Below are 9,759 nucleotides of genomic sequence, written 5' to 3' on the forward strand. Positions count from 1 at the left end.
GTTCACGATTGAGGCTATTAATAGTTTCACTCATTACTTAACGCCTCCTTTCTTCTCAAACGGCATGCCGAACTTCTCGAGCAAGGCTCTTGACGCTTCCTTGCTGCCGTTCTTGATGACAAATGTTACCTGCAAGCCGTGCAAAATCTGTGTTTCCTCGAACGTCAGTTCCGGGAATATTGACTGCTCGATGATACCCAGGTTGTAGTTACCGCCTTTGTCAAATTTCAGACCGACGCCGTGGAAGTCGCGGACGCGTGGCAGTGCCACGTTGATCAAACGATCCATGAACTCGTACATCCTGCTGCCGCGCAACGTGACGCTAACGCCGATTGGCGCACCCATGCCTTTACGAATACTAAAACCAGCGATTGACTTCTTTGCTTGGCGGGCAACTGGTGCCTGACCGGTGATTTTCTCAACGGTGTTTTTGACAATTTCAAAATGACGCTTGTCATCTTTCTTTTTGCCGGTGCCAACGCTCACGATGATCTTTTCCAAAGCTGGCACTTGGTGCACGTTCTTTAGATCTAGTTCGGCTTGCAGTTCCTTCAGGTATTTTTCCTGGTACAAGGCTTTCAAGCGAGGAGCTGGCACGACGGTTTTCTTCTCTGCCATTATTTAATCTCCTTATTTTTTGCTTGGCGAGCGACGCGAGTTTTGCCGCCGTCAGCGTTCTTTACTAAACCAACCCGGCTGGTTTTGCCTGACTTTTCGTCAACAACCAGCGCGACTTTGCTGATGTCCATCGGTACGTGGATATCTTTCTTGCCGCCTTTTGGGTTGTACTGGCTTGGCTTGACGTGGCGGTGCCCGACGCCAACACCTTCGACCAGAACAGTCTGATCTTTGGTGTTAACTTTCAGGACTTTACCAGTCGTACCCTTGTTCTTACCAGCAATTATTTTTACGGTGTCATCTTTGTGAATACGAGCCATTAGAGTACCTCCGGAGCCAAGCTGATAATCTTCATGTAGCCCATGTCGCGTAGTTCGCGTGGCACTGGGCCGAAGACACGGGTAGCCTTTGGCTGCTTGTCATCGTTGATAATCACCACGGCGTTGTCATCAAAGCAAATGGTTGAGCCGTCTTTGCGGTGGATTTGGTCGCGGGTGCGAACCACCACAGCCTTGACGACAGATTTCTTTTTGACGTTGCCGGTTGGGCTGGCATCTTTGACTGAACAGACGATCACGTCACCAACGCGAGCGTAGCGGCGACGGGTACCGCCGAGAACGCGAATGCACAATACTTCTTTGGCACCCGAGTTGTCAGCTACCTTGAGGCGAGATTCTTGTTGGATCATTTGTTATCCTCCTTGGCCTCTTCCTCAGTTTCGCCAGAAACTTCAGCCTTTAGTTTGATAGAACCGCGAGACTTTTCAATCACCTTGACCAGGGTAAAGCTCTTGGTCTTGGAAATTGGGCGAGTCTCTTCGATTTGCACCTTGTCGCCTTCGCCTGCTTGATTGGTCTCATCATGAGCAGTGTACTTGCGAGTCACGGTGTACTGTTTGCCGTAGAGCGGATGCGTTTCGCGGCTGGTGACCGTCACAGTGATGGTCTTGTCGCGCTTGGCACTCGTTACGACGCCAATCAGTGTTCGTCGGGCCATTACTTGCTCTCCTTTTCGTTAAGTTGTGTCAGCAGGCGCGCGATGTCCTTGCGGAGTGAACGCAACGCTTTTGGATTAACTAATTCGCCAGCAGCGTGAGAACGCTTTGCTTGAAGCAGGTCATTTCGCTTTTCGGCGAGTTCCTTCTTCAAATCGTCAACGGTCTTTACAACTGCTGCTTTTGCGGTTTTCTTTGTCTCAGTCATTATGCGTCCTCCCGCTTGATGAACTTACATTTGACTGGTAGTTTGTGGCTTGCCAGGCGCATTGCCTCGCGGGCCGTCTCCTCGGAAACGCCCTGCATTTCAAACATCACCGTGCCGGCCTTCACCTTGGCAACAAAGAACTCTGGATTACCCTTACCACCACCCATCTTCAAACCGAGTGGCTTGCGAGTAACTGGAGTGTGTGGGAAAATCCGGATCCAAATCTTACCGCCACGCTTGATGTAGCGGGTCATTGCCTGACGAGCGGACTCGATTTGGCGGGAGTTGATGCGCTCGTTTGATTGTGATTGCAGTGCAAAGTCGCCGAACGCGATGTAATTACCACGGGTTGCTTGACCACGGTTTTTACCGATGCGAACTTTGCGATATTTAGTCTTTTTCGGTAACAGCATTTAGCGACTCCTTTCTCCCTTATAAATCCACACTTTCACGCCGATGATACCAGCTGGTGTCTGGGCGCGAGCACAGTGGAAGTCAATATCAGCGCGAAGGGTGTGTAGCGGCACTGAGCCCTCGATCACCTTTTCGCGGCGTGCCATTTCAGCACCGTTCAAACGACCAGCCACCTCGATGCGGATACCTTTGGCGCCAGCACTCATGGTGTTTTGTGCGGTCATTTTGGTTGCGCGGCGGAAGTTGATGCGGCGCTCCAACTGGCGGGCGATGTTTTCAGCCACCAATTTGGCTGCTAGTTCCGGTCGGCGGACTTCCTCGATGTTGATGCGAACTGCCTGACCGACGATTTTCTCAACTTGCTTTTTCAATTCATTCACGCCTGCACCACCACGGCCGATCACCACACCAGCTTTCGCTGTGTGAATGGTTACCGTGATCAAGTTGGCACTCCGCTCAATCTCAATGCGATTGATGGTTGGGCGTGAGGCAAATTTCTTCTCAATCAATTCGCGGATTTCGTGATCCTGGCGAATTGCCTCCGCAAACTCTTTCTTATTGGCCGTAAACCAACGAGAGCTCCAGTTCTTGTGAACTTGTAGGCGGAAGTTGATTGGATTCACTTTTTGACCCATTTACTTCTCCTCCTTTTTTGCCGTGGTTTCGGCGGCTTTTTTCGCTGCAGGCTTGGCAGGTTTGGTCTCTGCCTTTGCCTTGGTCTCTGGTTTCTTCGCAGGCGCTTTCTTTGGCTTCTCGGTGCCAGTTACTTCAACCAAAATGTTTGACGTCTTTTTCTGGAATGGCAACGCACGGCCGCGTGACGCTGGCTTAAAGCGGCGTAGACGCGTACCAGTGGTAACGCTCAAGGTGGTAATTACCAAGCTTTTAGCGTCCAAGCCGTGGTTGTTGATGGCATTTGCCTTGGCGCTGTCGATTGCCTTTTTGACAGGCAAAGCAGCGCGTTTTGGCACGTGCTCCAAGATAACCAATGCATCAGCGACGGTGCGGCCGCGTACTAGGGCAGCCACCAAGCTAACCTTGCGTGGTGTTTGATCAACACCTTTGGCGTAAGCGCGAACAGTATAAGTTGTATCAGCCATGATTACTTCTTATCCTTTCCGCCGTGCTTACGGAACTTACGAGTTGGACTAAACTCACCGAGTTTGTGGCCAACCATGTTTTCAGTAATCAGCACAGGCACGTGCATCTTACCGTTGTAGACGGCGATGGTTCGACCGACCATTTCTGGGGTGATGGTCGAAGCGCGCGCCCACGTTTTGATAACGGTTCGATCGTCAAGGCTGAGAGCAGCGACTTTTTTCGCAAGCTTCACATCGACGAATGGACCTTTCTTTAATGAACGACTCATCGTGATTTACCTCTTCCTCTTCGCGTCGTGACGCGTGCGTACGATTAATTTATTTGAGCCTTTGCGGCGGCGAGTTCGATAACCCAGCGTCAATTGACCCCATGGCGTACGTGGTGCTTTACCAGTACCGTGGCGACCACCGTCACCACCACCATGTGGGTGATCTGCGGCGTTCATGACGACACCGCGGACGGTTGGGCGAATACCCTTGCGGCGGCGGCGACCAGCTGAACCGATTTTGACGTTCTGGTGCTGGACGTTACCGACTGTACCGATGGCAGCGGTTGCTTCCAGGCGAACTTTGCGAACTTCACCAGACGGCAATTTGATGGTTGCGTAATTGCCTTCTTTGGCCATCAACTGAGCTTTGGCACCAGCGGCGCGAACCATTTGCGCACCTTTGCCGGCAGTCAGTTCAACAGCATAAATCATCGTACCAACAGGGATAGCAGACAGCGGCAGGCGGTTTGATGCCTCGATTGGCGCTTCCTCGCCAGTCTGAATCGTCTTGCCCTTGACCATTGAGGTGTCGGCCAATACGTAGTGGTACAGATTGTACTGATCTTTCACTCGAGCAATGCGTGCTGAGCGGTTTGGATCGTACTCAATTTCTTTAACCGTCAGAGTCAAGCCGCTCGGCAGATTGTGGTTCACCAAACGGTAGTGACGGCGAACGCCACCGCCGCGATGACGCACGGTGATGCGGCCTTGGTTGTTGCGGCCGGCATTTTGCTTTTTGGCTTTGGTCAGACTTTTGAGCGGTTTCTTCGTCGTGATATCCGACAAGTCCTGGCTCGTCATGCCGCGACGAGCAGGAGTGGTTGGATTGTAAGCTTTCACTGGCATTACTTGGTCTCCTCCATCTGCTGCTCTACTGCGTCAAACACATCGAGCTTATCGCCATCTTTCAGCGTCACGTAAGCCTTCTTCCAATCCTTGCGCGTAGTCGTGCCAGGATAGCGGTTCTTACCTCGTGAGAAACGCACAGCTTTGCCGTCTTGTACCAAGGTTTTCACCTTCAGGACAGTAACGTCAAATTGCGCTTCAACTGCTGCTTTGATCTCGTTTTTATTCAGGTTGAGCGGAACGCGGAACACGTACACGCCATTGGCGCTCTGTGCATATGCTTTCTCGCTAATGCGTGGGATAATTGTCATCTGTTTCATATTACGCTTCCTCCTTACCGAGCCATGCGGTGATGATGTCGAGGGCTTGTGGTGAGATAACAATATGATCAGCGTTCAGGATATGATACACGCTAAGGTAATTGGCACGGATCACCAATACCTCTTGCAAGTTGTTAGTTGCGCGCATCAACTCTGGCGTCTTTTCACTCGTGACAAGCAGTACTTTTCTATCAAGCTTGAACTGCTTCAAAAAGGCGACAGCATCGCGAGTCTTGCCAGTAACCTTTTCTTCATACGGCAATACGCTAATCTTCTTCGCCTCATGTGCTACCGTCAAGGCTTGGCGAATTGCCACTTTCTTGGCGGTTTTAGACAATTTTTTAGTGTAGTTTTCGTTGCCGCGTGGGCCAAAGACCACACCACCACCGCGCCAGATTGGGTTACGGGTTGAGCCGAAACGTGCCCGACCAGTTCCCTTTTGCTTCCATGGTTTTTTACCACCACCGGAAACTTCACCGCGCTGCTTGGTGGTTGCGCTCGCCAAACGAGCGTTGGCTAGATAGCCGTCATATGCCAATTTCAACAATTCGTGATTTGGCACGTCAACAGCGAAAATGTCTTTAGGAAGTTTGGTTGATTCAGCCATTACTTGTTACCTCCTAAAATGATCAGCCCTTTTCGCGGCCCAGGCACAGCGCCCTTTACCCCGATCAGATTGGTCTCTGGATCAACATATGCCACTTCCAGGTTCTTGACCGTAACACGCTCGTGACCCATGTGGCCAGCCATCGTCTTACCCTTGAACACTTTTTGTGGATACATCGAGCCAATTGAACCTGGCTTACGAGTATTACCTTTACCACCGTGCGTCTTGCGGTGACGCTTAAAGTTGTGGCGTTTAATGGTTCCAGCGAAACCTTTACCTTTGCTGGTTCCGGTCGCATCGACAGAATCGCCGACTTCGAACGCGGAAACGTTGATTTCGTCGCCAACTTTGAGACCTTCAGGGATCTCGTCGACGCGGAATTCCCGAATGTGCTTCGGGGTCACTTGGGCTGGCTTGACGTGTCCAGCCACGGCCTTGCTCAGGTTCTTACCCTCTCCATAAGCGACCTGTACCGCATTGTAACCGTCGGTTTCGACAGTTTTCACCTGAGTCACGGTGACAGGGCCGGCTTGGATCAGCGTCACCGGAATGGCTTTGCCGTCTTCAGCCAAGAGCTGGGTCATACCAAGTTTGGTACCGAGAAGTGTTTTCACTTTTCCTCACTCCCACTTAAATACTCCTGATGACGTGCGGTTTCTGGGTTCTGCGTGAGGCGTTCATAATAAACACTTCAATCATAGCCAGACCTGCTCATTCATCAAGGAGAACAGTTGATATTACGCGTAATAGAAATTACTTTGTGATTGTAACACACATTGGTCTGTGGCGTCAACAGTGGTAGAATGTTGGTCTGGACTATTGACACGATGTTGATTACCTGCTATAATTTGACAGTTTGAATAAAATAGCAAGAGGAGTAAAGCATGACTGCAACATCAGAAGCTAAGGCCTGGACAGATTATGACAAGGTCACAAGAAATCCAGAAACCGACAAAGACAGGAGAAAGTTCTTCGAATGGTTCGGGCAACTAACATATGAAAAAGTTGAAAATGGTGAACTATCGTATGAGGATCTAGAGACACTGGACCCAACCATACAACAAGCTGTAGAGATTGCTCTCAATTTATATGCGGAATCACAGCAGGAAGCAGCACGAGAAGTTACTGAGACACAATAACCGCTGAGTTCCGTTAGCCAATAATAATACCGCCCCGTAAGGAGCGGTATTATTCATTATCATCACACCCTAGGCGTTGCGCTTTTCGATAATCTCCTGCGCTACGTTTGGTGGAACTTCCTCGTACTGCGCGAGCTCCATGGTGCTGGCTGCGCGACCCTGGCTCATCGAGCGGATGTCTGAGGTGTAGCCAAACATATTAGCCAGCGGCACAAAGGCCTTGACCAATTTGGCGCCGCCCATCAGATCTTCCATGGCGTCGATGCGGCCGCGGCGTGAGTTCAGGTCGCCGATGATGTCGCCCATGAACTCTTCTGGAGTGGTAACTTCAACTTTCATGACTGGCTCGAGCAGGATTGGGGTTGCTTGCTTGATACCTTCGCGGGCTGCCAATGAACCTGCTAGCGAGAAAGCTAGTTCCGAGGAGTCGACATCGTGGTACGAACCATCATACAGCGTTGCCTTGACGTCAACCACTGGATAGCCAGCGATGACACCACCTTCCAAGGTTTCCTTGATACCCTTCATCACAGCCGGGCGATATTCCTGAGGAACCACGCCACCCTTAATCTCGTCGATAAATTCAAAGCCTTTGCCAGCTTCGTTTGGCTCAAAGCGTACCCAAACGTCACCGTACTGACCGCGACCACCAGACTGCTTGGCGTGCTTACCCTGGACTTCGGCGCGGCCCTTGATTGACTCGCGGAAGGCCACCTGCGGCTCGCCAATGTTCGCTTCAACCTTGAACTCGCGCTTCATACGGTCGATCAAGATATCGAGGTGCAACTCACCCATGCCGGACATAATCGTCTGGCCAGTTTCTTCGTCAGTGTGGATGCGGAAGGTTGGGTCTTCCTCAGCCAGACGCTGCAAGGCCAATGCCATCTTCTCTTGGTCGGCCTTTGATTTTGGCTCAACGGCGATGGATACTGGTGGCTCTGGGAACTCGATACTTTCCAGGGCAATTGGGTGCGCTGGATCAGTCAAGGTATTACCAGTACCGGTGCTCTTCAAACCAACCACTGCCGCGATGTCGCCAGCACCGATTTTGTCGATTTCCTCGCGCTTGTCGGCGTGCATGCGCACGATACGGCCGATACGCTCTTTGTCGCCAGTGGTGGTATTCAGGACGTAGCTGCCCGAGCTCAAGACACCGGAATAGACGCGGATAAAGATCAATTTACCAACGAATGGGTCAGTAGCGATCTTGAACGCGAGAGCGCTCATCGGCTCTTTTTCGTCTGGCTTGCGGCTCACTTCATCGCCAGTCTTTGGATTTTTACCCCAAATTTCGTCAACGTCCAGCGGGCTTGGCAAGTAGTCAACCATCAGGTCAAGCAGCTTCTCCACGATGACACCACGGCCGTCACCACCAGTGACTAAGAAGAAGTCACCAGCCAGCACTCGCTTACGCAGCGCCATTTTCAGTTCGTCGATAGTAATCGCTTCCTCACCCTGGTCGAGGAACTTCATCATCAATTCATCATCAGCCTCAACGGCATTTTCCACCAGCAGGGCGCGAGCATTCTTCGCCTTCTCCAGCATATCAGCCGGGATTTCGCCAACTTTCAACTCGTGGTCGGTGTAATCATCGTAGGTGTAGGCTTTCATGTCGACGAGGTCGACCACGCCGTTAATCGTCTTTTCAAAACCAATTGGGATGTGAATTGGAAAGGCTTGTTTGCTCAAGCGATTGTGAATTGATTCCAAAGATTTCCAGAAGTCACCACCGGTCTGGTTGATCTTGTTAACGAAGCAAATGCGCGGCACGCCGTATTTGTTAGCCTGGCGCCAGACGGTCTCAGACTGCGCCTCAACACCCATCTTGCCGTCAAACACGGTCACTGCGCCGTCGAGCACGCGTAGCGAACGCTCCACCTCAGCAGTAAAGTCGATGTGCCCTGGCGTGTCGATAATGTTAATCTTATGGTCTTTCCAGAAGCAGGTCACCGCCGCCGAGGTAATGGTAATGCCCCGCTCCTTTTCCTGCGCCATCCAGTCGGTGGTCGCACCGTCGCCGTCACCCTTAACTACACCAATTTTATGTGTCAAGCCAGTGCGGTACAAGATACCCTCAGTGGTCGTCGTTTTACCGGCGTCAATATGGGCAATGATACCAATGTTTCTAAAGTTTTGTAATGGAACGTTTGCTGCCATTGTCTTTCCTTTGTTAAAAATAGTTATTGTTCGAGATTCTCCGGAGCTATTTTGACGCACCAAAAAACTACGCTTGAGCTGTATTATAGCAGACGATTGGCGTTTTGTGAATGAGCCCTGTCTTAGCGCGGAATTTGGCTACGACCTGATTGGATTTGTTGTATACCCTTGGCCATGAGTAAATAATCTTTGTTTTGAGCATCAGACCGACCAAGGAGCGTTGCACGCACCATCATCACTAGAGAATCACAGACTCTCGTGGTGGCGAGGGTTTCCACGGAGACAGATTGCACATACATCGCACCCGCCGTATTCAATTCAACCCATTCCCTATTATGAAGCGCGAGGCCCTTATACATAATATCGTATGGCATATACGGATCAAGTGAAGCCAGTACCTTGCAGTGAATGTTTATCGCCTTAATGACTCGATTAAGGTCTCTATTCGACAATCGCCTAAAAGGAATTTCATTAATCGGAATATCTACCAGCTCCTTGATCATTCGAGCTGAGTCGATACAATTATTGTTTGGATCAACTGGTCGTATATTATTCAAATAATCAAGGACCTCAGGCGTGTACAGCTGTAAAATAGCCTTGGCCTGTTCAATATCCATCAGCTGCGGAAACTGGATAAGGACATCCAGCGGAACGACATACTGGGCCGTGGTGCCCTCTGGTGTTACGCCAAGACCACCAAGTACGATTTCTGGATCAGACTTGTTCGCGACAATCAGGCAACCGGCGCACTGGAGTTTATGATCTTCAATATATACGTATTCTTCTCCGTTTTTGGTATGTTGTTGCACCCATCCGCTTACCGCCATCAGCTGACCGATAAGCCCGGCAAATAGTTCTTGGTTAATCCGCACAGTGGCTTCTAGATACTGATGAGGATTGAGCTTTCGAACGTCGGCCATTCGTTCTCGAGCCAGGCGGAGGACAGTGGCGACTTGCTGATTGAAAACAGCCTTATCAAGTAACGCAAGGTTCTCGGGCAGCGGGGTGGCAGATGGGGTAGACTCAGTCGTCATCTCTTAATCATACGGCGTAAAAGCCGACTGACGCAACCATAACCATAAAGCTC

16 protein-coding genes are annotated in these 9,759 nt (G+C 50.8%); 1 reads left to right on the top strand and 15 read right to left on the bottom strand.

Annotated elements, in window-relative coordinates; translation table 11 throughout:
* Positions 1 to 33 precede the first annotated feature (33 nt).
* Genes rplE through FBF26_02545 form a run of 13 tightly spaced genes read right to left on the bottom strand, consistent with a single transcriptional unit; the run spans position 34 to position 5,990 of the window.
* Complete coding sequence (gene rplE / locus FBF26_02485) at positions 34 to 618, bottom strand: 50S ribosomal protein L5 (protein ID QJU10123.1); 585 nt, start codon at positions 616 to 618, stop codon at positions 34 to 36.
* Positions 618 to 938, bottom strand: a complete 321-nt coding sequence (rplX, locus tag FBF26_02490; protein ID QJU10124.1) for a 50S ribosomal protein L24 — start codon at positions 936 to 938, stop codon at positions 618 to 620. Before rplX ends, rplE begins: the two co-directional genes overlap by 1 nt.
* The gene (rplN, locus tag FBF26_02495) at positions 938 to 1,306 is read right to left on the bottom strand and encodes a 50S ribosomal protein L14 (GenBank protein QJU10125.1); all 369 of its coding nucleotides are present in this window, start codon (positions 1,304 to 1,306) and stop codon (positions 938 to 940) included. The genes rplX and rplN overlap by 1 nt, the downstream gene beginning before the upstream one ends.
* Positions 1,303 to 1,614, bottom strand: a complete 312-nt coding sequence (rpsQ, locus tag FBF26_02500; protein QJU10126.1) for a 30S ribosomal protein S17 — start codon at positions 1,612 to 1,614, stop codon at positions 1,303 to 1,305. The genes rplN and rpsQ overlap by 4 nt, the downstream gene beginning before the upstream one ends.
* Entirely contained in the window at positions 1,614 to 1,820 is a 207-nt protein-coding gene (rpmC, locus tag FBF26_02505) for a 50S ribosomal protein L29 (GenBank protein QJU10127.1), read from the bottom strand. Before rpmC ends, rpsQ begins: the two co-directional genes overlap by 1 nt.
* Positions 1,820 to 2,233: a 50S ribosomal protein L16 gene (gene rplP, locus FBF26_02510; protein QJU10128.1), complete on the bottom strand. Its 414-nt coding sequence runs from the start codon at positions 2,231 to 2,233 to the stop codon at positions 1,820 to 1,822. Before rplP ends, rpmC begins: the two co-directional genes overlap by 1 nt.
* A complete protein-coding gene (gene rpsC / locus FBF26_02515; GenBank protein ID QJU10129.1) occupies positions 2,234 to 2,869 on the bottom strand; it encodes a 30S ribosomal protein S3 in 636 nt (211 codons plus the stop codon).
* Positions 2,870 to 3,334 carry a 50S ribosomal protein L22 gene (locus FBF26_02520; GenBank protein QJU10130.1) on the bottom strand — a complete coding sequence of 155 codons (465 nt, stop codon included), beginning with the start codon at positions 3,332 to 3,334 and terminating at the stop codon, positions 2,870 to 2,872. It lies immediately after the preceding gene.
* A gap of 2 nt (positions 3,335 to 3,336) precedes the next feature.
* Positions 3,337 to 3,603, bottom strand: coding sequence for a 30S ribosomal protein S19 (rpsS, locus tag FBF26_02525; GenBank protein ID QJU10131.1), 267 nt, complete (start codon positions 3,601 to 3,603; stop codon positions 3,337 to 3,339).
* A gap of 6 nt (positions 3,604 to 3,609) precedes the next feature.
* The gene (gene rplB / locus FBF26_02530) at positions 3,610 to 4,449 is read right to left on the bottom strand and encodes a 50S ribosomal protein L2 (GenBank protein ID QJU10132.1); all 840 of its coding nucleotides are present in this window, start codon (positions 4,447 to 4,449) and stop codon (positions 3,610 to 3,612) included.
* The gene (locus tag FBF26_02535) at positions 4,449 to 4,769 is read right to left on the bottom strand and encodes a 50S ribosomal protein L23 (GenBank protein ID QJU10133.1); all 321 of its coding nucleotides are present in this window, start codon (positions 4,767 to 4,769) and stop codon (positions 4,449 to 4,451) included. The genes rplB and FBF26_02535 overlap by 1 nt, the downstream gene beginning before the upstream one ends.
* 1 nt (position 4,770) lies before the next feature.
* The gene (gene rplD / locus FBF26_02540) at positions 4,771 to 5,376 is read right to left on the bottom strand and encodes a 50S ribosomal protein L4 (GenBank protein QJU10134.1); all 606 of its coding nucleotides are present in this window, start codon (positions 5,374 to 5,376) and stop codon (positions 4,771 to 4,773) included.
* Complete coding sequence (locus FBF26_02545; GenBank protein ID QJU10135.1) at positions 5,376 to 5,990, bottom strand: 50S ribosomal protein L3; 615 nt, start codon at positions 5,988 to 5,990, stop codon at positions 5,376 to 5,378. Before FBF26_02545 ends, rplD begins: the two co-directional genes overlap by 1 nt.
* A 270-nt stretch (positions 5,991 to 6,260) precedes the next feature.
* Between FBF26_02545 and FBF26_02550 the strand changes: the two genes are divergently transcribed.
* Positions 6,261 to 6,515, top strand: a complete 255-nt coding sequence (locus tag FBF26_02550; GenBank protein ID QJU10136.1) for a hypothetical protein — start codon at positions 6,261 to 6,263, stop codon at positions 6,513 to 6,515.
* A gap of 69 nt (positions 6,516 to 6,584) precedes the next feature.
* Here the strand turns inward: FBF26_02550 and fusA are convergent, their stop codons facing one another.
* Together fusA and FBF26_02560 are read right to left on the bottom strand one after the other, a co-directional pair.
* Positions 6,585 to 8,672, bottom strand: coding sequence for an elongation factor G (fusA, locus tag FBF26_02555; GenBank protein QJU10137.1), 2,088 nt, complete (start codon positions 8,670 to 8,672; stop codon positions 6,585 to 6,587).
* A 122-nt stretch (positions 8,673 to 8,794) separates the two neighbouring features.
* Positions 8,795 to 9,706, bottom strand: a complete 912-nt coding sequence (locus FBF26_02560) for a hypothetical protein (GenBank protein QJU10138.1) — start codon at positions 9,704 to 9,706, stop codon at positions 8,795 to 8,797.
* Between the last annotated feature and the right edge of the window lie 53 nt (positions 9,707 to 9,759).

This window comes from Candidatus Saccharibacteria bacterium oral taxon 488 (genome assembly GCA_013100825.1).
GTDB lineage: Bacteria > Patescibacteriota > Saccharimonadia > Saccharimonadales > Saccharimonadaceae > Nanosynbacter.

Coding starts and splice junctions, on each gene's coding strand:
- rplE (QJU10123.1), bottom strand. CDS start 618: ATGGCAGAGAAGAAAACCGTCGTGCCAGCTCCTCGCTTGAAAGCCTTG.
- rplX (QJU10124.1), bottom strand. CDS start 938: ATGGCTCGTATTCACAAAGATGACACCGTAAAAATAATTGCTGGTAAG.
- rplN (QJU10125.1), bottom strand. CDS start 1,306: ATGATCCAACAAGAATCTCGCCTCAAGGTAGCTGACAACTCGGGTGCC.
- rpsQ (QJU10126.1), bottom strand. CDS start 1,614: ATGGCCCGACGAACACTGATTGGCGTCGTAACGAGTGCCAAGCGCGAC.
- rpmC (QJU10127.1), bottom strand. CDS start 1,820: ATGACTGAGACAAAGAAAACCGCAAAAGCAGCAGTTGTAAAGACCGTT.
- rplP (QJU10128.1), bottom strand. CDS start 2,233: ATGCTGTTACCGAAAAAGACTAAATATCGCAAAGTTCGCATCGGTAAA.
- rpsC (QJU10129.1), bottom strand. CDS start 2,869: ATGGGTCAAAAAGTGAATCCAATCAACTTCCGCCTACAAGTTCACAAG.
- FBF26_02520 (QJU10130.1), bottom strand. CDS start 3,334: ATGGCTGATACAACTTATACTGTTCGCGCTTACGCCAAAGGTGTTGAT.
- rpsS (QJU10131.1), bottom strand. CDS start 3,603: ATGAGTCGTTCATTAAAGAAAGGTCCATTCGTCGATGTGAAGCTTGCG.
- rplB (QJU10132.1), bottom strand. CDS start 4,449: ATGCCAGTGAAAGCTTACAATCCAACCACTCCTGCTCGTCGCGGCATG.
- FBF26_02535 (QJU10133.1), bottom strand. CDS start 4,769: ATGAAACAGATGACAATTATCCCACGCATTAGCGAGAAAGCATATGCA.
- rplD (QJU10134.1), bottom strand. CDS start 5,376: ATGGCTGAATCAACCAAACTTCCTAAAGACATTTTCGCTGTTGACGTG.
- FBF26_02550 (QJU10136.1), top strand. CDS start 6,261: ATGACTGCAACATCAGAAGCTAAGGCCTGGACAGATTATGACAAGGTC.
- fusA (QJU10137.1), bottom strand. CDS start 8,672: ATGGCAGCAAACGTTCCATTACAAAACTTTAGAAACATTGGTATCATT.
- FBF26_02560 (QJU10138.1), bottom strand. CDS start 9,706: ATGACGACTGAGTCTACCCCATCTGCCACCCCGCTGCCCGAGAACCTT.